Raw genomic sequence first — 21861 nt, 5'->3', positions numbered from 1 at the left:
GCGCCAACCTATGACGACGCCAGCAGCCGTCTCCAGAGGCCATCAACCCCGGCGGGCAGGGGCAGATCGATGGCCCCGCAGCGCCGGATCGGGCGGCCGCCCAGGCTGTTGACCAGCAGGGCCGCCTCGCTCTCCAGCAGGTCCGCCACTGACAGCCGCTCCTCCCGCAGCAACCCCAGGGCCAGGCCGCGGCCCCGCATCACCCCCGGCAGACAGCCGCTCTCCAGGGGCGGGGTGACCCACGCGCCCCTGCGCCGCACCAGCAGGTTCGCGCTGGTGCCGCAGCACAGGTCGCCGCCGCTGCCGAGCAGCAGGGCGTCATCGGCCCCGGCGGCCCGGGCCTCCCGCAGGGCCTGGATGGCGCCGCCGTAGGCGAAGGTCTTGCAGCGGCTGACCAGGCTGGCGGCGTTGCGCCGCTCCACCCCACTGACGATCACCGCCACCGGCGTGGAGGCGGGCCTCCAGGGGCTCAGCTGCAGCCAGAAGCGGGGGCGGCCCTGGGGTTCGTCCGGCCCCGGCAGCGCCAGGCCCCGGCCGGCGCCGCTGCCCCGGCTCCAGTTGAGCCGCAGGGCCCCGCTGCCGGTGAGGCCACTGCGGGCCACCGCCTCGGCCAGCAGCGGCCGCACCCGGTCGGCCCCGGGGGGTGGCGCCAGGCCCAGGCTGGCGGCCGAGACGCGCCAGCGCTCCAGGTGCTCCGCCAGCAGCCGGGGCGTCCCCCCTTCGATCAGCACCGTTTCAAAGAGACCATCAGCCAGCAGCAGGCCGCGGTCGTTCAGGGGCAGGCAGAGCCGGTCCGGATCGCCCCAGGTTCCCTCCGGCGTCGGCCCGTCGATCCAGGCGATGGCCGTGCCGGCCGGAGCTGGGCCAGCGCTCATGCCAGGGCCTCCAGCAGCGGCTCGATCTTCCAGCCCATCTCCCGGGCCTCCCCCACGGGGTCGGAGTCGGCCACGATGCCGCCGCCGGCATGCAGCCGCAGGCGCCGATCCTTCTGCAGCAGGGTGCGGATCAGGATGCTGCTGTCGAAGCCGCCATCGGCTCCCAGGTGAAACAGGGAGCCGCAGTAGGGCCCCCGCGGCACCGGCTCCAGCTGGCTGAGGCGCCGGCAGGCCCGCACCTTGGGGGCGCCGGTGATCGAGCCCCCCGGCCAGCAGGCCCGCAGCAGGTCGACCAGGCCGCGCCCGGCGGCGAGCTGTCCCATCACCACCGAGGTGAGGTGGTGCACGTGGGCGTAGCTCTCCAGCCCCAGCAGCTGGGGCACATGCACCGAGCCGGGTACGCAGACCCGGCCCAGGTCGTTGCGCAGCAGGTCGACGATCATCACGTTCTCGGCCCGGTCCTTGGGGTCGCAGATCAGCTCGGCGGCGCGGGCGGCATCGGCGTCGGGGTCGGCGTGGCGGGGCCGGGTGCCCTTGATCGGGCGCGTCTCCACCCGGCCGTCGGGGTGCAGGCGCAGGAAGCGCTCCGGCGAGGCCGAGATCACCGCCTCCCCACCGGCGATGGCCAGGCCGGCGAAGGGGGCCGGGCCATGGCCCACCAGACGGAGGAACAGCGCCAGCGGATCGGGCGGCTCCTCCCGCAGGCTCTCGCAGCAGGCGGTGAGGTTGGCCTGGAAGAGGTCGCCGGCGGCGATCCACTCCCGCAGGATCTCCACCTGGGCGGCATAGGTGTCCGGGTCGGTGTGCCAGTGCCAGGCGCCGCGGGCGATGCCGGGCCCCTCGGCCGGGCGCTCCCCGGCCCCGGCCACCGCCGCCGCCAGGGCGGGATCCGCCAGCAGCCCCGCCATGGCCGCGAACCGGGCCGGGTCCTGGCCCTCGAGCCACAGCCGACCCTCCCCCCGGTCGAAGTGGATCAGGGGATCGTGGCGGGCCGCCCAGAGGGTGGCCATGTCGGAGGCCAGCCAGTGCCCGGCCGGCTCCACCCAGGCCCCGGCCTCGTAGCCGAGCCAGCCCAGCCAGGGTCCCCCCTGGCCCTCCAGATCGGCGAAGACGTCAAAGGGATCGGCTGCCCCCGGACTGCCCGGCAGCCCCCGGCAGGTCACGCTGGCCACCGGATCCACCCCGAGCACGCCGCGGCAGCCGAGGGGGCTGCCGTCGCCGTCGAGCAGCACCAGCCCGTCCCGGCCGAAGCGCTCGGCCAGGACCCGCGCCAGGGCCCGGGGCTCCAGCCAGGGGAGCGGATCGCTCCTCAACGGTCGGCTCCGGCGCCGAGGGCGGCTCCGGCGCGCACGGCGGCGCTGGTCAGGTCGGCCCGGCCCGCGGCCACCAGGGCGGCATCACGGATGCGGCAGCTGTCGCAGCGGCCGCAGGGGAGATCCTCGCCGCTGTAGCAGCTCCAGGTGGCCGCGATCGGCACCCCGAGCCGCAGGGCCTCGCGCACGATGGTGGCCTTGTCCCAGGCCACCAGGGGGGCCCAGAGGCGGGCCCCCTGACCCTCCCGTCCCGCCTTGGTGGCCAGGTCGGCCAGGGTCTGGAAGGCGGCCAGGTAGTCGGGGCGGCAGTCGGGATAGCCGGAATAATCCACCGCATTGACCCCGAGCACGAGGCTGGTGGCGCCGCGGGCTTCGGCCAGGCTTAGCCCCAGGGCGATGAACACCGTGTTGCGGCCGGGGACGTAGGTGCTGGGAATCACCCCCGCGACCACGCCGCCGTCGGGGACGGGGATGGCCGGATCGGTGAGGGCCGAGCCGCCCCAGGCCGCCAGGTTCACGGCGATCACGTGGTGCTCCTCCAGCGCCAGGGCGCCGGCCACCGCGGCGGCGGCGTCCAGCTCGCGCCGGTGGCGCTGGCCATAGTCGAAGGAAAGGCCGATGACCCGGTGGCCCGCCTCGATCGCCAGGGCCGCGGCGGTGGCCGAATCCAGGCCGCCGGAGAGCAGGGCGATGGCGAGCGGCGGGGGTGGGGAGGGCGTGGCGGGGGAGCGGGTGATGGGGCGAGCGGTGACGACGGCCCCCCCATTGTGGAAGCGGCGCCGGGGGCGGAGCGACCGGACGCGACGGAGGATGCCATGGTGGTGGCGCCGGTTTCCGGTCCCTTCCGAGGTTCCCCATGGCCCATGCCCTGCGCCGCGCCACGGCGGCCGCGGCCACCGCCAGCGTCATCGTTAGCCTGCCGTCCCTGCTGGCGCTCACGGTGGCGCCGGCCCGGGCCATCCCCCGGCTGGATCTGACGCCCTACCCCAAGCCCACCGCCGCCCAGACCCGCTGGGTGATCCAGCTGCCCGGCGTGTTGCCGCCCACCGCCGATCCCCGCTTGTCGCCCCACCCGAGCGACTGGCGGGTGCAGCTGATCGCCGGCCGGGAGGTGGAGGCCGACTGCAACCAGCGGGCCTTCCGCGGCCGCTTCCGCGCCAGCAAGGTGAAGGGGCTGGGCGTCAGCGTCTACACGGTGAGTGATGTGGGGCCAATGGTCTCGACCCTGATGGCCTGCCCCCCCGGCCAGGCGACCCGCAAGGTGTTCGTGCCGATGGGCAGCAAGCCCTTCGTGGTGCCCTACGACGCCAGCCGGCCGATCGTGGTGTACACCCCGAAGGATCTGCAGCTTCGCTGGCGGCTCTGGAAGGCGGAGAAGGTGCAGCAGCCGGCCCAGGCCCTCTGAGGTTTCAGCGCGGGGGGCCGTTCCAGGGGCTTCAGCGCACCCCCAGCCACTTGTGGCTCTGCAGGCTGAGGCGCCAGTCGGGGTGGGCACGCACGTAGGCCACCGCCAGCTCCCGGCCGGCCGGTTCGTCCCAGGCGGGCTGGAGCAGGAGAGCGGGGCCGGGGGCGGCGGGCGGACGCAGGCGGGCCGCTTCGGCGGCCATGGCTTCGGCGAAGGCCAGGTCGGCCGGGGAGGTCACCACCACCTTGAGCTCATCACAGCGGGCCAGGAGATCGGCGGCCGGGGGGCGGTGGGGCTTCGGCGAGAGGGTGATCCAGTCGAAGCGGCCACTGAGCTGCCCCACGCCGCTGGTTTCCAGGTGCAGCGGCAGGCCCGTTGCCGCCAGGGCCTTGCAGAGGCCGTCCAGGGGCTGCTGCAGGGGCTCGCCGCCGGTGATCACCACGAAGGCGGCACCGGCGACGGCGGCGGCGCTGGCCTCGGCCGCCAGGTCGGCCAGGGGGCGCGTGGGATGGGCCGCCTGCGGCCAGGAGTGCTTGGTGTCGCACCAGGGACAGCCCACATCGCAGCCCGCCAGGCGGATGAAGAAGGCGCTGCGACCGGCGTGAAGCCCCTCCCCCTGCAGGGAGTGGAAGGTTTCCACCACCGCCGGGCCGTCAGCCGTAGATGGGGCTGGCGACACGGTCCACGGCCTCGCTGGGGGAGCCGGGCAGCCGCTGCTGGGCCGCCGCGATCAGCCCCCGGAACAGGGGATGGGGCTTGCCGGGGCGTGAGAGGAACTCCGGGTGGTACTGGCAGGCGGTGAAGAAGGGGTGGTCCTTCAGCTCGATCAGCTCCACCAGGCGGCCGTCGGGGGAGGTGCCGCTGATCTCGTAGCCCGATTCCAGGAACAGGGAGCGGTAGGCGTTGTTGAACTCGTAGCGGTGGCGGTGGCGCTCGTAGACCACCTCCTCGCCGTAGAGGCGCTGGGCCATGGTGCCCGCCGTCAGCCGGCAGGGGTAGACGCCCAGGCGCATGGTGCCGCCCAGGTCCACCACGTCCTGCTGCTCGGGCAGCAGGTGGATGACGGGGTGGGGCGAGGCGGGATCCAGCTCGGCGCTGGTGGCCCCCTCCAGACCCGCCTGGTGGCGGGCCCACGCGATCACGGCGCACTGCATCCCCAGGCACAGGCCCAGGAACGGCACCCGCTGCTCCCGGGCCCAGCGGATCGCCGCCACCTTGCCGTCGACGCCGCGGTGGCCGAAGCCGCCGGGCACCACCACCGCATCCATGCCCCGCAGCAGGGCGTCGGCACCCTGGCTCTCGATCTGCTCGGCGCAGATCCAGCGGAGATCGAGGGAGGCGTCCCGCTCCAGACAGGCATGGCGCAGGGCCTCCACCACCGAGAGGTAGGCGTCGTTGAGCTGGACGTACTTGCCCACCAGGGCCACCTTCACGGCGGGGCCGGGGTGGCGCAGCTTCTCCACCAGTTCCGCCCAGCGCGCCATGTCGCTGTCATGGTCGACCAGGGAGAGGACGTCGAGCACCTGGCGGCAGAGGCCCTCGCTCTCCATCGCCAGGGGCACGGCGTAGATGCTGTCGGCGTCGAGGGCCTGGATCACGGCGCCGGCCGGCACGCCGCAGAAGCCGCCGATCTTGGCCTTGAGGTCGGTGCTGATGGGCCGGTCGCTGCGGCAGACGAGCACATCGGGCTGGATGCCGATGGAACGCAGTTCCTTGACCGAATGCTGGGTGGGCTTGGTCTTGAGTTCGCCGGAGGTGCCGATGTAGGGCAGCAGGGTGACATGGACGTAGGCCAGGTCCTGGCGGCCGACGTCGCCGCGGAACTCGCGGATGGCCTCCAGGAACGGCAGCGACTCGATGTCGCCCACCGTGCCGCCGATCTCGGTGATCACCACGTCGGCGCCGCTGTTGGCCGCCACCCGGTGGATACGCTCGCGGATCTCACCGGTGATGTGGGGAATCACCTGGACGGTGCCGCCGTTGTAGTCGCCGCGGCGTTCCTTGTTGATCACCGCCTGGTAGATGGAGCCGGTGGTCACGCTGTTGAGGCGCGACATGGCCGTGTCGGTGAAGCGCTCGTAGTGGCCCAGATCCAGGTCGGTCTCGGCGCCGTCCTCGGTGACGAACACCTCCCCGTGCTGGTAGGGGCTCATCGTGCCCGGATCCACGTTGAGGTACGGATCCAGCTTCAGGATCGAGACGCTGTAGCCGCGGGACTTGAGCAGCCGCCCGAGGCTGGCCGCGACGATGCCCTTGCCGATGCTGGACACCACCCCGCCGGTGACGAAGACGAACTTCGCGGCATGGCCCCGCGTGGCGGACGGTGCGGACATCGGGCGCTGCGCTGATCCCCCAATCTACCGACCCCTTCCAGTCCGTCCGCGCCCAGAGACCTCCCCTCCCAACGACCCTCCGCCCCGCGCCCCGCGCCTCCTGGGGGGAGCTGAGGGGGCTGGCCGTAGCCGGGCGTTGCCCGCAGCGCGGGCGCGTCCCGGCGCAGGCCAGCCCCCTCAGGATCACCCCTCCAGGAGACTCCGGAGCATCCAGGCGGTCTTCTCGTGGATCTGCAGCCGCTGGGTGAGCAGGTCGGCGGTGGGCTGGTCGCTGGCGTCGTCGGCGGTGGTGAACACCGAGCGGATCGTGCGGGCCACGGCCTCATGGCCCTCCACCAGCTCGCGCACCATGGCCAGGGCGGCGGGGACGCCTTCGGCCTCGGGGATCGAGGAGAGGCCGGCATAGAGGGTGCCGCCATAGGGGGCGGGGAAACCGAGGGCCCGGATGCGCTCGGCGATCAGGTCGAGGGCGGTCCAGAGCTCGGTGTACTGGTCCATGAACATCAGGTGGAGCGTGTTGAACATCGGTCCAGTGACGTTCCAGTGGAAGCCGTGGGTCTTGGCATAGAGCACGGTGCTGTCGGCCAGCACGCGGCCGAGTCCATCCGCGATCTGCTGGCGCTGGTCCGCCGGGATGCCGATGTCGATGGGGGGAGCTGTGATGGCCATGGCCAGGAAGCGGGAAGCGCCAGTCTAAGGCGAAGTGATTCCGCTTAATGACCGCAGCATGGCGGCAACGGCGCGGCAGTGGCTGCCCCTCAGCCCTCCTCGTCGCTCCAGGTGCTGGCCACGTGCAGCTCCTCCAGCTGCTTCGGGGCCACATCGGCCGGGGCCTGGGTCATCAGGCAGCGCGCCTGCTGGGTTTTCGGGAAGGCGATCGTGTCGCGGATCGACTCCTCGCCTGCCAGCAGCATCACCAGCCGGTCCATGCCGAAGGCGATGCCGCCGTGGGGCGGGGCGCCCATGTCGAGGGCCTCCATCAGGAAGCCGAACTGGCGCTCCGCCTCCTCCAGGGGCAGGCCGATGGTCTGCAGCACCTGGCGCTGCAGGGCCGCATCGTGGATGCGCAGGGAGCCGCCGCCCAGCTCCAGGCCGTTGAGCACCAGGTCGTAGGCCTGGGCGCGGGCGGTGGGCAGGGTGGCCGCCCAGGCGGCCGGGTCGCCTCCCAGATCCTCGGCGTTGGGGGCGCAGAAGGGGTGATGCAGCGCCTCAAGTCGGTTCTCGCCGGCGTTGAACTCGAACATCGGGAAGTCCACCACCCAGAGGAAGTTCCACTGGTCGTTGTCCCGCTCGGCCGGCACCAGGCCCAGTTCGCGGGCCAGGTACTGGCGCACCCGGTCGAGGGCCTTGTTGACGGTGGCGGTGTCGCCGGCGCCGAACAGCAGCAGGGTGCCTTCCGTGGCGCCGGTGCGCTCCAGCAGTTCCGCCTTCCTCTCGGCCGTGAGGTTGTCCTTGATGGCGCCGATCGTGTCGATCTCGCCGCCGGCCCGCACCCGGATGAAGGCCAGGCCGCCGGCCCCCGCCTTCTGGGCCTCGCTGAACACATCACCGCCGGGCTTGATGCGCACGTTGCTGACGGCCTCATTGCCGCCGGCCACGGCGATGCACTTCACCGAGCCCCCGGCCGCCACGGCGCCGGAGAACACCTTGAAGCCCATGTCCCGGACGATGTCCGAGACGTCGGTGAGCTCCATGCCGTAGCGGGTGTCGGGCCGGTCGGTGCCGTAGCGGGCCATCGCCTCGTGCCAGGTGAGGCGGGGGAACGGCCGCGGCAGCTCGATGCCCTTCACCTGCTTCCAGATGGCGGCGATCAGGCCCTCGTTCAGCGCCAGGATCTCCTCCTGGTCCATGAAGCTCATCTCCATGTCCAGCTGGGTGAACTCCGGCTGGCGGTCGGCCCGCAGGTCCTCGTCACGGAAGCAGCGGGCCACCTGGTAGTACCGCTCGATGCCCCCCACCATCAGCAACTGCTTAAACAGCTGGGGCGACTGGGGCAGGGCGAACCACTCACCGCCGCAGACCCTGGAGGGCACCAGGTAGTCGCGGGCACCCTCGGGGGTGGAGCGGGTGAGCACCGGGGTCTCCACCTCGATGAAGCCCTCCGCCTCCAGATAGCCGCGGGCGGCCTTCACGGTGGCGTGGCGCAGCCGCAGGTTGCGGCCCATGCGCTCGCGGCGCAGGTCGAGGTAGCGGTGGCGCAGGCGCAGTTCCTCGCGGGTGTTCTCCTCGTCGTGCACCGACACCGGGAACGGCAGGTTGCCGCGCACCTCGTTGAGCACCGTGATGCCGGCGGCCAGCACCTCGATGGCGCCGGTGGCCAGCCGTTCGTTGAGGGACTCGGCCGGCCGGGCCCGCACCTTGCCCTCCACCCGCAGGACGGTCTCGTTGCGCAGCCGTTCGGCCACGGCGAAGGCGGCGGGGGCCAGGTCGGGATCCACCGTGATCTGCACGGTGCCGCTGCGGTCGCGCAGGTCGATGAAGATCACGCCGCCGTGGTCGCGGCGCCGGTCGACCCAGCCGCCCAGCTGAACGGCCTCGCCGATGGCGTCGATGCGCAGATCGCCGCACCCGTGGCTGCGCATGGTGGCAAGCAGAACGAATCCGCGAGTTTCCCACAGGGCAGCGGCGGGCCGTTCTTAAGGGGCCGGGACAGCGCCGGAAGGGCGCTCAGCCGCGCCGGTAGAAGGGCCGCCTGACCACCACGGCCGGCTCGGCGCGCCCGCGGATCTCCACCGCCAGTGCGGTGCCGGGCTTCGCCGCCGCCGCCGGCACGTAGGCCAGGGCCACCGCCTCCCCCAGGGTGGGGGACCAGGTGCCGCTGGTGACCTCGCCCACCGGCTCGCCATCGAGGAGCACCGGATAGCCGTGGCGGGCGATGGCCCGGCCCTGCAGCTTGAGGCCCACCAGCTTGCGGGCCACCCCCTCGGCGGTCTGGCGCTCCAGGGCGGCCCGACCGATGAAGTCCGCGGGCATCTCCAGGTGCACCAGCCAGCCCAGGCCCGCCTCCAAAGGCGTGGTGGCCGCATCCATCTCGTTGCCGTAGAGGTGCATCGCCGCCTCCAGCCGCAGGGTGTCGCGGGCGCCGAGGCCGCAGGGGGTGACCCCCTCGGCCAGCAGCCGCTGCCACAACGCCACGCCGGCCTCGCGGCCCAGCAGCAGCTCGAAGCCGTCCTCACCGGTGTAGCCCGTGCGGCCCACGAACACCGGCGCCCCCTCGATGGCCAGCTCCCGGTGGCCGAAGCGGGGCAAACCCGCCAGGCTCGTGCCCACCAGGGCCTCGAGCCGGGCGGGGGCCTCCGGGCCCTGCAGGGCCAGCAGCACCCCGTCGCCCTTGCGATCGCTGATGGAGAGGCCCTCGGGCTCCAGCTGGCTGGCGATCCAGGCGGTGTCGGCCTCGGCGCAGGCGGCGTTGATCACCAGCACCAGCTCATCGCACTCCCCCTCGGGGCCAGCGACACGGCCGCGGTCGTAGACGATCAGGTCGTCAAGGATGCCGCCGGCCTCGTTGAGCAGCACCGTGTAGCAGGCCTCGCCGGGGCCGATGCGGAACAGGTCGGTGGGCACCAGCCGCTGCAGGGCGTCCTTGGTGCCCTGGCCCCGCAGGGTGAGCACCCCCATGTGGGAGATGTCGAAGACGCCGCAGTGCTGCCGCACGGCGTTGTGCTCCTGCACCAGGCCGGAGAACTGGATCGCCATCTGCCAGCCGGCGAAGGGCACCATGCGGCCCCCGGCGGCGATGGCGGCGGCATCCAGGGGTGTGCGGCGCAGGGGGGTGGAGTCCATCGGAGGCGGCCGGCCGGCCAGGGGGACGCCGGAGCTCGGTGGCGCGATCCTATGGAGCGGCTGCGGCGAATACCGAAGAAAGCCTGTGATTCGGCTTCCACCCCTATCACACCGTCAAGGAAATGCGTACCTTGAATGGCCCAATGGGTCAAGAGGATGGGCAACCGTCCCAACTGCCGCAGCTGCCGCCACTGCACCCCGCCCGCCGGGGTGGAGCTGGGATGGTGCCAGCTGCGGCAGCTCCCCATCCACCCCGAGCTGGTGGCCGATCTCTGGTGCCACCACTGGACGGCGCGTCCGCCCCGGCTGCCGGTGGTGTCCCCTGAAGCCCTGCTGAAGCAGGCCCGCCTTCCCGTGGCCAGTCAGCAGCTGAGCCTGGCCACCGGCCTGCCCTGAAAGCTGATCAAAAGCTGAAAAGCGTGACGGATGCTTCCGTTTCGCCCTTCTTCTCCCTAATCTCCATCCCTTCCAGTAGCGGAACGGTCCGTTTGGCCCTAGGAAGGCAGGACCCTGTCCACCACGACCACGGAGGTCCCCTGCATTGATCAGAACCGCCACATCCCCATCGCCCATCGAACTGATGGCCGTTCATGTGGATTGTGAAACCTTCACCCTCCCCACCGGAGCCCACGTCTTCTGCCGCGGCGCCAGCGCCAACGCCATCTACGCGGTGCGCCGCGGCATCGTCGAGCTGGTGGGCGAGCAGGGGGAGAAGACCTGCTACCGCCCCGGCGAGCTGTTCAGCTATCAGGACATCACCTGGCGCGAACTGAGCCACCGCAGCGACGCCTTCGCCCGTACGCCCGTGGAGGTGCTGCGGCTGGACCGGCTCCGCTTCCTCAACCTGCTGCACAACCACCCCACCATGGCCGTGCAGCTGATCGGGCAGCAGCACAGCCGCCTGCGGGAGCAGCGGGCCAGCGGCACCTGCTGCTACTGAGCCGGGGCGCCTGAGGGAACCGGCCGCCCGAGCAGCAGCAGCAGGCTGCGGGTCACCTTGGCCGCCAGCACGGCGCTGACGCCGCTGGCATCGAGCTGGGGTGCCAGCTCCACCACGTCGGCGGCCACCAGCCGGTGGTGGCGCAGTTCCTCCACCAGGGCCGCAAAGTGGGGCCAGTGGAAGCCGCCGGGTTCGGGCGTGCCCGTGCCCGGCAGCACGGCGGGATCGAACCAGTCGAGGTCGACGGTGAGATAGAGGGGCCGGCCCCGCAGGGGCGCCAGCGCCGCCGCCATGGCGTCGATCGGCACCAGCCGTCCGGTGGCGTGCAGCTCCTGGAACTCCTCGCGGGTGCCGCTGCGGATGGCGATCTGGCGCAGCTCGCCGCTGGGCAGCGCCTCCAGGCAGCGGCGCATGGCGCAGGCGTGGCTGTGGCGGGCGCCGAGCCACTCCTGCCGCAGGTCGGCGTGGGCATCGAGCTGCACCAGCACCAGATCGGGATGACGCCGCGCCACCGCCGCCACCGCGCCGCTGCTGATCGAGTGCTCGCCCCCCAGCATCAGCGGCGCCAGACCCAGCTCCAGCACCGCCTCCGTGGCCCTGCCCACGGCCGCCACCACCGGCTCCGGGGCCCCGAAGGGGATGGCCACGGCCCCGAGGTCGGCGAAGGCCAGGTCGTCGAGGTCCAGATCGAGCTGGGGGTCATAGCTTTCCAGGCCGCTGCTCACCTCCCGGATCGCCGCCGGGCCGAAGCGGGCGCCGGGGCGGAAGGAGGTGGTGCCGTCGTAGGGAACGCCGAAGAGCCCCACGGTGCAGCCCGCGGGCTCGCGGCGGGCGCCCATGTAGATCGCCCCTTCGGTGTCGAACAGCTCCGGGGTCATGGCTGGCCTGCCGCGTCGGCCAGCGCGCGCTCCACGAAGGCCGGCACCGCCTCGAAGGCCCCCCGCTGCCAGCGGGGCGACCAGATGCTGCAGCCCGGCGCCACCGCCGCGGCCCGCTCCGGCAGCGGCTCCCGGTAGCGGGGGCCGTCGGGGCAGGCGAAGGTCCAGCTCCACCAGCCGCTGGGATACATGGGAACCCAGCCGTAGAGCGGATCGGCGTGGCCGAACACCTCACGCAGCAGCCGGACGGTGTCGATGTGGACCTGGCGGAAGGCCTCGGGGGATTCGCTCTGGGTGGCGAACACACCGCCGGGGCGCAGCAGGCGGCGGCAGTTTTCGAAGAACGCCCGGTTGAACAGGCCCTCGGCCGGTCCGGCGGGATCGGAGCCGTCCACCAGCACCACATCGTAGCTGGCGGCGGGGGCGTTGGCCGCCCAGGCGATGCCATCGCCGACGGTGAGGTGGAAGCGGGGGTCGCTCCAGGCGTCGCCGCCCAGGCCGGGCAGGTGCCGGCGGGAGAGCTCCACCACCAGCCCGTCGATCTCCACCATGTCGAGGTGGGCGACGCCGGGATGGCGCAGGCACTCACGGGCGGTGCCGCCGTCGCCGCCGCCGATCACCAGCACCCGCTCGATGGCAGCGGCGGCGCAGAGGGCCGGATGAACCAGGGGTTCGTGGTAGTGCCGCTCCTGGCGTTCCGCCGTCATCCAGCAGCCGTCGAGCAGCAGCCCCTTGCCGTAGGTCTGGCTGTCGATGATCGTGATCCGCTGGTAGGGGCTGGTGTGCTCCTCCACCACGGTGGCGGCCAGGCCGTAGCGCACCCCGCCCAGCTCCTCGTCCACCCAGGCGCCCGGGGGGCAGGCGTCGGCCGGTGGCTGTTGCGGTCCCATGCGGTTGGCTCGTGGGTTTCCAGCTAAACCTTCGGCAGGACCCCTTGTCACGGCGCCATGGCACATTCCAGACGCCACCTGCTGAGGATCCTCGCCCTGGCAGGCGCTGGGGTCGCCCTGGACACCCTGGGACCCCGGCCGGCGGCGGCCGCGGAGGGGGTGGCGGAGGCAGCGGCGGAGGCGGAGGGCACCCTGGTGGAGCGGCTCTCGGTGTGCCGCCCCGGCGGCGATCCGCTCCAGGAGCTGCTGCGCCGCAACCGGGACTTCTGCCGCACCTGGCAGGCGGCCGAGCGCAGCGAGAATCCCCTGGACCGGGCGACCCTGCTGCACGACAGCTGGCCGCTGCACTGCCAGGTGCGGCCCGATGCCCTGGCGGCCGGCCAGCGGCCCTGGGCCTCGGTGCTCTGCTGCGCCGATTCGCGGGTGGCACCGGAGTGGATCTTCGCCTGCGGTGCCGGGGAGCTGTTCGAGGTGCGCAGCGCCGGCAACACGGCCTTCGATGCGGGCGTCGCCTCGCTGGAGTACGCCGTGGCGGAGCTGGCGGTGCCGCTGATCCTGGTGATGGGCCACAGCGGCTGCGGCGCGGTGACGGCCGCCATGGCCAGCACCCCGCTCACCCCCCTGCTGGAGGAGCTGGTGGCACCGATCCGGGCGAACCTGCAGCCGGGAGCCGACCTGGCCCAGGCGGTGCGCCGCAACGCCGCCGCCGCCGCCGCCGCCCTGCCCCGGCGCAGCGCCCTGCTGGGCCAGGCGGTGGCGGAGGGGCGGCTGGCCATCCAGGCCGCCTACTTCGACATCGGCAGCGGCGAAGTGAGCCTGGTGTGAGCGGCGATCTGCCCCTGGGGAACGGCCTGGTGATCCCGGCGGCGGAGCTGGGCTGGCGCTTCTCGCGCGCCTCCGGCCCCGGGGGCCAGGGGGTGAACACCACCGACTCCCGGGTGGAGCTGGTGTACGACCTGGCCGCCAGCGGCGCCCTGCCCCCCGCGCTGCGGGCGCGGGCCCTGCGGCGGCTGGCGGCCCGGCTCACCCCGGCCGGGGTGGTGGTCGTGGCGGCGGAACACCGCTCCCAGTGGCAGAACCGTCAGGCGGCGCAGAAGCGTCTGGTGGAGCTGGTCCAGGCGGCGATCGCGCCACCGCCGCCGCCGCGGCGTCCCACCAAACCCAGCCGGGGCTCGGTGGAGCGGCGGCTGAAGGCCAAACGGCAGCGGGGATCGATCAAGAGCAACCGGCGGCTGGGCCCTCCTGAGGAGGTCTAGGGCCGGGATCCTGCTCGGCACGGATCTGGGCCTTGGCGGCCCGCCAGTGGCCCTCCAGTTCGGCGATGCCGCGGCCGCCGAGATCGCCGCCCAGGGCGGCCTCCACCCGGGAGAAGCGGTCGAGGAAGCGGCGGTTGGTGCCGGCCAGACCCTCCTCCGGGTCGAGGCCGCACCAGCGGGCCACGTTCACCAGGGTGAAGAGCACATCGCCCAGCTCCTCCTGGGCATGGGCCCGGTCGCCGCTGGCCACGGCCTCCCGCAGCTCGTCCCATTCCTCCTGCACCTTGGCCCACACCCCCTCGATGTCGTCCCACTCGAAACCGGCGGCAGCGGCCTTGCGGGAGATGGTCATGGCACCGGCCAGGGCAGGCTGGCCGCGCACCTTCTCCGCCAGGCGGTCGCTGAGGGGGCTGGCGGCCTCTGGAGGCGCGTCAGGGCCGGCGGCGGTCCGCTGGCGCTCCTGGCGCTCGGCGGCCTTGATCGCCTCCCAGCTGCGGCGCAGGGCCTCGGGATCGGCGGCGCGCTCCGCCGCCGGATCGAACACATGGGGATGACGGCGCACCAGCTTGGCGGCGATGGTGCGGGCGACGGTGGCCAGATCGAAGCGACCCGCTTCGCTGGCGATGCGGGCGTGCAGCACCACCTGCAGCAGCAGGTCCCCCAGTTCGTCGGCCAGGTGATCGTCGTCGCCGCGGCGGATCGCATCGGCCACCTCATGGGCCTCCTCGAGCACGTAGGGAATGAGGGAGGCGTGGGTCTGGGCCAGATCCCAGGGGCAGCCACCCTCCGGGTCCCGCAGCCGGTCGACGATCGCCACCAGCTCCGCCAGGGCCTCCGGCGCGGCCCCATCGGCCAGAGATGCGGAAAGAGGGCGGGAACTGGACATCGCAGGGAGAGAAGGACCAGGGGCACCATCCTTGGCGATGGAGGCATGGGCGTGGACGGGAGGGACCGGGTGGACTGCTTCGGTGGCTGCGGATACCCATGGGGGTGGCTGTGAATACTGTGGGAATGGGATCAGCGATGACCCGATCTTCACGTCCGCCCCAGCCTGAGAGCGACACCGACCCCTTCCACCACCCCCTGGCGCCGCCGACGGGTATCGCCATGCCGGTGGTGGCTGGGAACACCAGGGCTGGCATCGGCGACCACAGGACAAGATTCCGGCGCGATCGATCGCGCCGTAAAGCCATGACCCATCGGGCCACAGTTGCACCGAACGCGACCACTCCAACCGGCGGCATCAGATCATCTGGCCATGATCCGACCACCGCCTGAGGCCTTGCAGGGCAATGGGTAAGGGCGACAGAGGCTTCATGGGCCTGGCGCGGGACGATCCATTCACGAACGCAAACACTGCCCTGCTTCAGACACAGAAAAGAGCGATCCTGGAATCACGGAAAGGCTGCTGTTTCAAGATCCCTGAATGACCGTGGCGGCACGGACTTTGCCAAAATCCTGCTCCATTTACCGTCGCCGTCTTCCGACACAGCAGAAACTCACAGCCAGGCAAGGACCATCCGCAAGGCGTGCTCTTCACACTTTGTTACTTTCGGCAGGCAAGCTGTGGCGGCTGCTACCTTTCACGGCCACTCAACCGAAGAGAACTCCGACACCACGTGGCATTCTTCTCCGACTTCCTCCCGCTCTTCCTGGAGCAGGTTCAGTCCCCGACCCTGGGATTCCTGATCGGCGGGATCATCGTTGCCGCCCTTGGCAGCCAGCTGGCGATCCCGGATTCGATCTACAAGTTCATCAGCTTCTTCCTGCTGATGAAGATCGGCCTGACGGGCGGGATCGCGATTCGGAATTCCAACCCTACGGAGATCTTTCTGCCGGCACTGGCGGCCGTGGGACTGGGCATCGTGATCGTCTTCATCGCCCGCTGGACCCTCGGCAAGCTGCCCGGCATCAGCGTGCCTGACGCTGTGGCCACCGGCGGTCTGTTCGGGGCGGTGAGTGGCTCCACCCTGGCAGCGGTGCTGCCGCAGCTGGATTCCGCCAAGATCCCCTATGAGGCCTGGACAGCGGCCCTCTATCCCTTCATGGACATTCCGGCGCTGGTGACCGCCATCGTGGTGGCCAGCGTCTACCTCTCCAAAAAGACCGGTAACACCGCCGAGAAAGTTGAGGTCTGGCCGATCATCAAGGAAAGCATCCAGAGTTCGGCCGTGACGTCGCTGCTCCTTGGCGTGGCCCTTGGCATCCTCACCAAGCCCGAACCCGTCTACGAAAGCTTCTTCAACCCCCTGTTCCGCGGCTTCCTTGCGGTGCTGATGATCATCATGGGGATGGAAGCGGCCCAGCGCATGAACGAACTGCGCAAGGTCGCCCAGTGGTTTGCCATCTACGCCTTCATCTCCCCGATCGTCCATGGCTTCCTGGCCTTCGGTGTCGGCCTGATCATTCACAAGATCACCGGCTTCACCATCGGCGGCGCTGTCGTGCTGGCGGTGATCGCCGCCTCCAGCTCCGATATCTCGGGCCCGCCCACCCTGCGTGCCGGCATTCCCTCCGCGAATCCCTCGGCCTACATCGGCGCTTCGACCGCCATCGGCACGCCCGTGGCAATCGCCATCTGCATCCCCCTGTTCATTGGGATTGCAGAGGTCATGCTCGGTCGATAAGCTCTCACCCACCTATCCATTTCCTGCCTTCAACCCTTTAGGTCAAACCCATGAGTCAACAGGTCTGGAAGCTTGTCATCGTTGCGGAGGAGGTTCTCTCCAAGAAGCTCGTCAAGCTCATCAAGGCGGCAGGTGCCACCGGCTACACCGTCAATGCCGCCGGTGGAGAAGGCAGCCGCAATGTGCGCTCCACGGGCGAGCCCAGTGTGTCCCACACCCTCTCGAATGTGAAGATCGAAGTGCTCACCGGCACCCGTGAGCTGGCCGACACCATCACCCGTGAGATCGAAGCCAAGTTTTACGCGGACTTCTCGATCATCACCTACATTTACCCCGTGGAAGCCCTGCGCGACCACAAGTTCTGAACGCTCTCGGTTCCACGTTGCCCTCCCGTTCCTGCCTGGTCGGGAGGGTTTCTTCCAGGGCACCGGATGGAGGGCGGTACCGTCCTCTACCGGGCCCGCCCTGCACTCGACGGTCCACCGATCACCAGCGCTGATCGGACCCATCACGGCATCCATTCGTTTCTGGTGTCGTCCAGACAACAGCGCGAGCCACCTTCCTTCTAAAACTGCACCAACCCGTACCCCACCTGATGGATCTGCTGCCCACCTTGCTGATGGAAGTCGGCAGCCACCAGGTTGAAGTGACGGAAACCCTGATCGGGGTCGGCCGTTTTCTCGTCATTTTCGTGGCGGCCCGCATCATGGCCGAGCTGATGGTGCGGCTGCAGCTGCCCACCATTCTCGGCGAGCTGGTCGCAGGGGTGATCATCGGTGCCTCCGGTCTGCATCTGGTGGTGCCCCCCGAGGCCCAGGCCCAGCTGAGCGGTGCTCTGCTCGGGTTGCTGAGCTCCCTTGGAGGCCTCACCCCGGAGTCCATCAGCTCCCTCTACACCGAGACCTTCTCCAGCCTGAAGGTGGTCGCCGAGATCGGCCTCTTTTCCCTGCTGTTCCTCACGGGCCTGGAAAGCGAACTGGATGAGCTGGTGGCCGTCGGCGTCCAGGCGGGCACCGTGGCCTTCACCGGCGTGGTGCTGCCCTTCGCCGCCGGCACCGCCGGCCTCTACTACCTGTTCCATGTGCCGTTCATCCCGGCCGTCTTCGCCGGCGCCGCCATGACGGCCACCTCGATCGGCATCACGGCGAGCGTGTTCGGTGAGCTGCAGTGGCTGAAGCGCAAGGAGGGCCAGATCGTCATCGGTGCCGCCGTGCTCGACGACATCCTCGGCATCGTCATCCTGGCGGTGGTGGTCTCCCTGGCCGGCGGCGGTTCCTTCACCCTCGGTCCTGTCATCCAGCTGTGCGTCGCGGCGGTGATCTTCGTGGCCGTCGCCCTGGTGCTCAGCCGCTTCGCCGCCCCCGCCTTCGACTGGGTCGTCGACCATCTCAAGGCCCCCGGTGATGTGGCGGTGGCCAGCTTCGTGGTGCTCACCCTCTGCTGTTTCGCCGCCCAGGCGATCGGCCTGGAGGCCGCCCTGGGGGCCTTCGCCGCCGGCCTGATCCTCAGCGCCTCCAGGCACACCCACGACATCGAAGCCGCCGTCAAACCCCTGGTGGCCCTGTTCGCCACCGTGTTCTTCGTGCTGATCGGCACCGGCATGGATCTCTCGGTGCTCAACCCCTTCGATCCCGCCAACCGCGAAGGGCTGGTGGTGGCCCTGTTCCTGCTGGTGGTGGCCGTGGCCGGCAAGGTGGCCGCAGGCTGGACCTACACCAGCAAAGACCCCACCAACCGCCTGGTGGTGGGCCTGGGGATGATGCCCCGCGGCGAGGTGGGTCTGATCTTCCTGGGACTCGGCACCCAGGCCGGCATCCTCACCCCGGCCCTGGAAGCCGCCATCCTGTTGATGGTGATCGGCACCACCTTCCTGGCCCCGGTTCTGCTGAGGCTCGTGATCGGTGGTCAGAAGGAGACGGCGCCTCAGCCCAGCTGAGCCACCTCACCCGCCATCCGTATCGCCGCCCCCGGCCGGTACCTCCGGCATCCATCCCCCTGATCCATGGGCGTCGCCGATCTGACCGGCTCCACCACCACCCTGGCCCCCCCGTTCCCAGCCCTGCGCCGCGGCCGCCTTGACACCCTGCAGGTGAACCTGGGCTACCGCTGCAACCAGAGCTGCAGCCACTGCCATGTGAACGCCGGCCCCAGCCGCACCGAAATGATGGGGTCCGACACCATCGCCCTGGTGCCGGCGGTGCTGGAGGCTCGCGGGATCGCCACCCTCGATCTCACCGGTGGCGCGCCGGAGCTGCACCCCGGCTTCCGGGACCTGGTGCGCCAGGCCCGTGCCCTGGGGGTGGCGGTGATCGACCGCTGCAACCTCACGATTCTCAGCGAACCCGGCCAGGAGGACCTGGCCGCCTTCCTGGCCCAGCAGGGGGTGAAGGTGGTGGCCTCCCTGCCCTGCTACCTCGCCGACAACGTCGACCGGCAGCGCGGTGATGGCGTGTTCGAGCGCAGCCTGGCGGGTCTGCGCCAGCTCAACGCCCTCGGCTACGGCGAAGCCGGCTCGGGCCTGGAACTGGATCTGGTGTACAACCCCCAGGGCCCCAGCCTGCCGCCCCCCCAGGCGGCCCTCGAGGCTGACTACCGGCGCGAACTGGCCGATCGCTTCGGACTGCGCTTCAACCGCCTGTTCACGATCACCAACATGCCCATCCAGCGCTTCGCGGCGGTGCTGCGCCAGCAGGGGCAGCTGGAGGACTACATGACGCTGCTGCACCAGCACCACAACCCGGCCAACCTGGCCCAGGTGATGTGCCGCTCCACGGTCAGCGTCGACTGGCAGGGCTTCCTCTACGACTGCGACTTCAACCAGATGCTCGCCCTCCCGGCCGGCAGCGGCCTCCCCCGGGCCCACCTGCGCCAGCTGCTGGACCAGGATCTCGAGGGGTCGCCGATCGCCGTGGCCGAGCACTGCTTCGGCTGCACCGCCGGCGCCGGCTCCAGCTGCGGCGGCGCCCTGAGCTGAAGCCCCGCCCGTCCCAGCCCCACGCCGCCCCAGCCCCCGCGAGCCCTCCCCGATGACCAGCGCCACCGATCTGCACCGCAGCGTGCAGGAGTACTACGGCTCCACCCTCAGCAGCAGCGCCGACCTGCGCACCAGCGCCTGCTGTGATGCCAGCAGCGTGCCGCCGGCGCTGCGGCCCCTGCTGGCCCGGATCCACCCCGAGGTGCTGAGCCGCTACTACGGCTGCGGCCTGGTGGTGCCGCCGCTGCTGGAGGGCCTGCGGGTGCTGGATCTGGGCTGCGGCAGCGGCCGCGACGTGTACCTGCTCTCCCAGCTGGTGGGGGCGGGCGGCGCGGTGGTGGGCATCGACATGACGCCGGAGCAGCTGGCGGTGGCCCGGCGCCACGCCGACCACCACGCCGAGGTGTTCGGTTTCGGCAATGTGCAATTCCTGGAGGGGCGCATCGAGCAGCTGGAGGCCCTGCCCCTGGAGCCCGGCAGCTTCGATCTGGTGATCTCCAACTGCGTGGTGAACCTCTCGGCCGACAAGCTGGCGGTGCTGAACGGGGTGCGGCGGCTGCTGAAGCCCGGCGGTGAGTTCTTCTTCGCCGATGTCTATGCGGATCGGCGCGTGCCCGAGGCCCTGCGCCACGACCCGGTGCTGCACGGCGAATGCCTCAGCGGCGCCCTCTACTGGAACGACTTCCTGCGGCTGGCGCGCCAGGCCGGCTTCGCCGATCCGCGCCTGGTGGGCGACCGGCCCCTGGAGATCACCGACCCGGAGCTGGCCGCCCGCACCGGAGCGATCCGCTTCTTCTCCGCCACCTACCGGCTGTTCCAGATCGAGGCCCTGGAGGACGCCTGCGAGGACCACGGCCAGGCGGTGGTCTACCGCGGCAGCATCGCCGGCCACCCCGACGCCCTGCCCTTCGACAAGCACCACCACATCGAGGCCGGCCGGGTGTTTCCGGTCTGCGGCAACACCTTCCGCATGCTGGCGGAGAGCCGGTTGGCGCCCCACTTCGACTTCATCGGGGATTTCAGCCGCCACTACGGCCTGTTCGAGGGCTGCGGCAGCGCCATTCCCTTCGACGGGGGGGTCGCCCCTAACGCCGACGCCCCCGCCGCCGCGCCGGCCCCCGCCAGCGGCGGCTCCTGCTGCTGAGGCGGCTGAGCAGACGCCCCAGGGCGCGCAGGGGCCGCGGCAACCGCGGGATCGGATCGCCGTCCTGGAGCAGGTGCAGCCAGCTGCTGGCCTCCAGGCCCACGAACGCCGCGATCAGCAGGGGCCTCTGGGAGCCCCAGAGCTCCCGGCCCCGCTGCAGCAGCTCACCGGGTGGCGGGGCGCCCAGGGGCCCGAGGGCGACGCAGGCGGCCAGCACCAGCGCCGCCAGCCAGAGGAGCCGCAGGCTGGTGCCCAGCAGGGGGCTGTGGGAGAGCAGGGAGCGGTGGCTGAGCAGGCGCCGGTAGGGCCACCACAGCAGCCGCAGGGGACCCCAGCGGCGGGTGGCATTGGAGCGGGTGTCGAGGTCGGGGGAGAGCCAGAGGCCGCCGACCAGGAAGGCACCGGTGGCGACCGCCACCCCCGCCGGCCCCAGGGCCGGGCCCCAGAGCAGCCCGAAGGGCAGGGCCAGCCAGCCGGTGGTGCGATCGTGGCGGCGGCCGCTGGCCATGGCCGGGCTCCGGACGCTGCCGGCAAGGTACCGGCCGCCGGCCGCCGATGTCTGGTCCGCGTCGCCCCCTCCGACAGAATGGGCCCACCGCCCGATTAGCTCAGTGGTAGAGCGCCTGCCTTACAAGCAGGATGTCGCTGGTTCGAAACCGGCATCGGGCATCGCTCAGATCCCAGCAAAGGCGGGGATCCCTGTCACTACGGCCACCAGGAAGGTTGACGATCAGGGCTAGTGTCAATCCACTTGAACCTGAGCTACAGCCGTGGCTACCGATGCCTCCCCGATCTGGAAGAGCAAGGTTGCCGGTCAGAGCAGCGTGCCCTCTGTTGAGCCTCCCCGGCCAGGCGCTCTCCCGCCCCTGACGACGCGGAATGGAGTGCGCCCGGAACTCATCGATGACGCTCTGGCGTTCATGGATGAGTACGACGACGTGTTCCGTTCGCTGGCTCAGTGAGGATTGCGCCTGGGACCCTGATCCTCCCAGGCCCTTTTGAGATTGCACGGGTCCATGCGGCGACGATCAACAGGCATGGTGGTCTCCAGGTAACGCCGGACCTACGCAAGATCGAAACCGCTCTGGCGGAAGTCCTGGCATTCCACACCTTCAGGCCTGAGGCGGACATCGCTCTTCTGGCTGCTGTTGTGGCCTACGCCTTCGCCAAGGGCCACCCCTTACCCGATGGCAACAAGCGGGTGGCGTTTTTCTCTGTGAAGATGGTGCTGCGGGCGAATGGGTTTGAGTGGAAGCCCCGCCATGAAGAGGCGGAGCAGCGCCTGTGGCGGCTCGCAGAAACCTCCCCTGCACAGCGTGATCAGGTGCTTGAAGAACTCTCGATCTGGATACGGCAAAGCTGCACGCCGCTGTCCAGCTGATCTCGCCATTTTTTTCGCTGGCAGAGGCAAGGGCAGCATCTCCTCTCCGACCCTGCCGCTCG

Annotated in this window: 23 protein-coding genes and 1 tRNA gene; 12 read left to right on the top strand and 12 right to left on the bottom strand. The window is 70.9% G+C overall.

Going from position 1 to position 21861, the window contains the following annotated elements; all coding sequences use genetic code 11:
- Positions 1-8: 8 nt before the first annotated feature.
- From KBZ08_RS06225 to queC, 3 genes are read right to left on the bottom strand one after another with little or no spacing between them, the layout of a single operon-like run.
- On the bottom strand, positions 9-875 hold the full coding sequence (locus tag KBZ08_RS06225; RefSeq protein ID WP_254972080.1) for an aminotransferase class IV: 867 nt from the start codon (positions 873-875) through the stop codon (positions 9-11).
- Complete coding sequence (locus tag KBZ08_RS06220) at positions 872-2188, bottom strand: anthranilate synthase component I family protein (RefSeq protein WP_254972079.1); 1317 nt, start codon at positions 2186-2188, stop codon at positions 872-874. Before KBZ08_RS06220 ends, KBZ08_RS06225 begins: the two co-directional genes overlap by 4 nt.
- Entirely contained in the window at positions 2185-2925 is a 741-nt protein-coding gene (gene queC, locus KBZ08_RS06215; protein WP_254972354.1) for a 7-cyano-7-deazaguanine synthase QueC, read from the bottom strand. Before queC ends, KBZ08_RS06220 begins: the two co-directional genes overlap by 4 nt.
- A gap of 119 nt (positions 2926-3044) precedes the next feature.
- On the opposite strand from queC, the gene KBZ08_RS06210 reads away from it, so the two are divergent.
- Positions 3045-3593, top strand: coding sequence for an ecotin family protein (locus KBZ08_RS06210; RefSeq protein WP_254972078.1), 549 nt, complete (start codon positions 3045-3047; stop codon positions 3591-3593).
- Positions 3594-3624: 31 nt separating this feature from the next.
- Here the strand turns inward: KBZ08_RS06210 and KBZ08_RS06205 are convergent, their stop codons facing one another.
- From KBZ08_RS06205 to gcvT, 5 genes are all read right to left on the bottom strand, one after another.
- Positions 3625-4272 (bottom strand): 7-carboxy-7-deazaguanine synthase QueE, encoded by a 648-nt coding sequence (locus KBZ08_RS06205; RefSeq protein WP_254972077.1) that lies wholly within the window; start codon positions 4270-4272, stop codon positions 3625-3627.
- On the bottom strand, positions 4247-5926 hold the full coding sequence (locus KBZ08_RS06200) for a CTP synthase (protein ID WP_254972076.1): 1680 nt from the start codon (positions 5924-5926) through the stop codon (positions 4247-4249). Before KBZ08_RS06200 ends, KBZ08_RS06205 begins: the two co-directional genes overlap by 26 nt.
- Before the next feature lie 183 nt (positions 5927-6109).
- The gene (locus KBZ08_RS06195; RefSeq protein WP_106219610.1) at positions 6110-6595 is read right to left on the bottom strand and encodes a Dps family protein; all 486 of its coding nucleotides are present in this window, start codon (positions 6593-6595) and stop codon (positions 6110-6112) included.
- A gap of 89 nt (positions 6596-6684) precedes the next feature.
- Positions 6685-8508: an aspartate--tRNA ligase gene (gene aspS, locus KBZ08_RS06190; protein ID WP_254972075.1), complete on the bottom strand. Its 1824-nt coding sequence runs from the start codon at positions 8506-8508 to the stop codon at positions 6685-6687.
- 85 nt (positions 8509-8593) lie between these two features.
- Positions 8594-9709, bottom strand: a complete 1116-nt coding sequence (gcvT, locus tag KBZ08_RS06185; protein ID WP_106219612.1) for a glycine cleavage system aminomethyltransferase GcvT — start codon at positions 9707-9709, stop codon at positions 8594-8596.
- A 156-nt stretch (positions 9710-9865) separates the two neighbouring features.
- Between gcvT and KBZ08_RS06180 the strand changes: the two genes are divergently transcribed.
- Both KBZ08_RS06180 and KBZ08_RS06175 read left to right on the top strand, forming a co-directional pair.
- Complete coding sequence (locus KBZ08_RS06180) at positions 9866-10105, top strand: hypothetical protein (RefSeq protein ID WP_159816280.1); 240 nt, start codon at positions 9866-9868, stop codon at positions 10103-10105.
- Between the two features lie 145 nt (positions 10106-10250).
- Positions 10251-10649, top strand: a complete 399-nt coding sequence (locus KBZ08_RS06175) for a cyclic nucleotide-binding domain-containing protein (RefSeq protein WP_106219614.1) — start codon at positions 10251-10253, stop codon at positions 10647-10649.
- On the opposite strand, the gene speB is transcribed toward KBZ08_RS06175, so the two are convergent.
- Positions 10643-11527: an agmatinase gene (speB, locus tag KBZ08_RS06170; RefSeq protein WP_254972074.1), complete on the bottom strand. Its 885-nt coding sequence runs from the start codon at positions 11525-11527 to the stop codon at positions 10643-10645. The genes KBZ08_RS06175 and speB overlap by 7 nt on opposite strands.
- Positions 11524-12417 carry a polyamine aminopropyltransferase gene (gene speE / locus KBZ08_RS06165; protein ID WP_254972073.1) on the bottom strand — a complete coding sequence of 298 codons (894 nt, stop codon included), beginning with the start codon at positions 12415-12417 and terminating at the stop codon, positions 11524-11526. The genes speB and speE overlap by 4 nt, the downstream gene beginning before the upstream one ends.
- Before the next feature lie 57 nt (positions 12418-12474).
- Between speE and KBZ08_RS06160 the strand changes: the two genes are divergently transcribed.
- A complete protein-coding gene (locus KBZ08_RS06160) occupies positions 12475-13242 on the top strand; it encodes a carbonic anhydrase (protein WP_254972072.1) in 768 nt (255 codons plus the stop codon).
- Positions 13239-13673 carry an alternative ribosome rescue aminoacyl-tRNA hydrolase ArfB gene (gene arfB, locus KBZ08_RS06155; RefSeq protein WP_254972071.1) on the top strand — a complete coding sequence of 145 codons (435 nt, stop codon included), beginning with the start codon at positions 13239-13241 and terminating at the stop codon, positions 13671-13673. Before KBZ08_RS06160 ends, arfB begins: the two co-directional genes overlap by 4 nt.
- Here arfB and mazG read toward each other — a convergent pair.
- Positions 13633-14559: a nucleoside triphosphate pyrophosphohydrolase gene (gene mazG, locus KBZ08_RS06150; protein WP_254972070.1), complete on the bottom strand. Its 927-nt coding sequence runs from the start codon at positions 14557-14559 to the stop codon at positions 13633-13635. The two genes, arfB and mazG, sit on opposite strands and share 41 nt — an antisense overlap.
- A gap of 733 nt (positions 14560-15292) precedes the next feature.
- Here mazG and KBZ08_RS06145 point away from each other — a divergent pair.
- The 5 genes from KBZ08_RS06145 to KBZ08_RS06125 all read left to right on the top strand — a co-directional run bounded on the left by KBZ08_RS06145 (position 15293) and on the right by KBZ08_RS06125 (position 20418).
- Positions 15293-16300 carry a sodium-dependent bicarbonate transport family permease gene (locus KBZ08_RS06145; RefSeq protein WP_106219620.1) on the top strand — a complete coding sequence of 336 codons (1008 nt, stop codon included), beginning with the start codon at positions 15293-15295 and terminating at the stop codon, positions 16298-16300.
- Positions 16301-16350: 50 nt separating this feature from the next.
- Entirely contained in the window at positions 16351-16665 is a 315-nt protein-coding gene (locus KBZ08_RS06140; RefSeq protein WP_015110057.1) for a P-II family nitrogen regulator, read from the top strand.
- 230 nt (positions 16666-16895) lie between these two features.
- Positions 16896-18236 (top strand): cation:proton antiporter, encoded by a 1341-nt coding sequence (locus tag KBZ08_RS06135; RefSeq protein WP_254972069.1) that lies wholly within the window; start codon positions 16896-16898, stop codon positions 18234-18236.
- Between the two features lie 66 nt (positions 18237-18302).
- The gene (gene arsS, locus KBZ08_RS06130; RefSeq protein WP_254972068.1) at positions 18303-19274 is read left to right on the top strand and encodes an arsenosugar biosynthesis radical SAM (seleno)protein ArsS; all 972 of its coding nucleotides are present in this window, start codon (positions 18303-18305) and stop codon (positions 19272-19274) included.
- Positions 19275-19326: 52 nt separating this feature from the next.
- Entirely contained in the window at positions 19327-20418 is a 1092-nt protein-coding gene (locus tag KBZ08_RS06125) for a methyltransferase domain-containing protein (protein ID WP_254972067.1), read from the top strand.
- Here KBZ08_RS06125 and KBZ08_RS06120 read toward each other — a convergent pair.
- Positions 20360-20926: a metal-binding protein gene (locus KBZ08_RS06120; protein ID WP_254972066.1), complete on the bottom strand. Its 567-nt coding sequence runs from the start codon at positions 20924-20926 to the stop codon at positions 20360-20362. The two genes, KBZ08_RS06125 and KBZ08_RS06120, sit on opposite strands and share 59 nt — an antisense overlap.
- A gap of 89 nt (positions 20927-21015) precedes the next feature.
- On the opposite strand from KBZ08_RS06120, the gene KBZ08_RS06115 reads away from it, so the two are divergent.
- Both KBZ08_RS06115 and KBZ08_RS06110 read left to right on the top strand, forming a co-directional pair.
- A tRNA-Val gene (locus tag KBZ08_RS06115) sits at positions 21016-21087 on the top strand.
- Positions 21088-21376: 289 nt separating this feature from the next.
- A complete protein-coding gene (locus KBZ08_RS06110) occupies positions 21377-21799 on the top strand; it encodes a type II toxin-antitoxin system death-on-curing family toxin (protein WP_254972065.1) in 423 nt (140 codons plus the stop codon).
- Positions 21800-21861 lie beyond the last annotated feature (62 nt).

Source organism: Cyanobium sp. Candia 9D4 (assembly GCF_024346155.1).
In the GTDB taxonomy this organism is placed as follows: domain Bacteria; phylum Cyanobacteriota; class Cyanobacteriia; order PCC-6307; family Cyanobiaceae; genus Cyanobium; species Cyanobium minutissimum.
This window is presented reverse-complemented; position numbering and strand designations above follow the sequence as displayed.

Coding starts and splice junctions, on each gene's coding strand:
- KBZ08_RS06225 (WP_254972080.1), bottom strand. CDS start 875: ATGAGCGCTGGCCCAGCTCCGGCCGGCACGGCCATCGCCTGGATCGAC.
- KBZ08_RS06210 (WP_254972078.1), top strand. CDS start 3,045: ATGGCCCATGCCCTGCGCCGCGCCACGGCGGCCGCGGCCACCGCCAGC.
- KBZ08_RS06200 (WP_254972076.1), bottom strand. CDS start 5,926: ATGTCCGCACCGTCCGCCACGCGGGGCCATGCCGCGAAGTTCGTCTTC.
- KBZ08_RS06195 (WP_106219610.1), bottom strand. CDS start 6,595: ATGGCCATCACAGCTCCCCCCATCGACATCGGCATCCCGGCGGACCAG.
- aspS (WP_254972075.1), bottom strand. CDS start 8,508: ATGCGCAGCCACGGGTGCGGCGATCTGCGCATCGACGCCATCGGCGAG.
- gcvT (WP_106219612.1), bottom strand. CDS start 9,709: ATGGACTCCACCCCCCTGCGCCGCACACCCCTGGATGCCGCCGCCATC.
- KBZ08_RS06180 (WP_159816280.1), top strand. CDS start 9,866: ATGGGCAACCGTCCCAACTGCCGCAGCTGCCGCCACTGCACCCCGCCC.
- speB (WP_254972074.1), bottom strand. CDS start 11,527: ATGACCCCGGAGCTGTTCGACACCGAAGGGGCGATCTACATGGGCGCC.
- speE (WP_254972073.1), bottom strand. CDS start 12,417: ATGGGACCGCAACAGCCACCGGCCGACGCCTGCCCCCCGGGCGCCTGG.
- KBZ08_RS06160 (WP_254972072.1), top strand. CDS start 12,475: ATGGCACATTCCAGACGCCACCTGCTGAGGATCCTCGCCCTGGCAGGC.
- mazG (WP_254972070.1), bottom strand. CDS start 14,559: ATGTCCAGTTCCCGCCCTCTTTCCGCATCTCTGGCCGATGGGGCCGCG.
- KBZ08_RS06140 (WP_015110057.1), top strand. CDS start 16,351: ATGAGTCAACAGGTCTGGAAGCTTGTCATCGTTGCGGAGGAGGTTCTC.
- KBZ08_RS06135 (WP_254972069.1), top strand. CDS start 16,896: ATGGATCTGCTGCCCACCTTGCTGATGGAAGTCGGCAGCCACCAGGTT.
- arsS (WP_254972068.1), top strand. CDS start 18,303: ATGGGCGTCGCCGATCTGACCGGCTCCACCACCACCCTGGCCCCCCCG.
- KBZ08_RS06125 (WP_254972067.1), top strand. CDS start 19,327: ATGACCAGCGCCACCGATCTGCACCGCAGCGTGCAGGAGTACTACGGC.
- KBZ08_RS06120 (WP_254972066.1), bottom strand. CDS start 20,926: ATGGCCAGCGGCCGCCGCCACGATCGCACCACCGGCTGGCTGGCCCTG.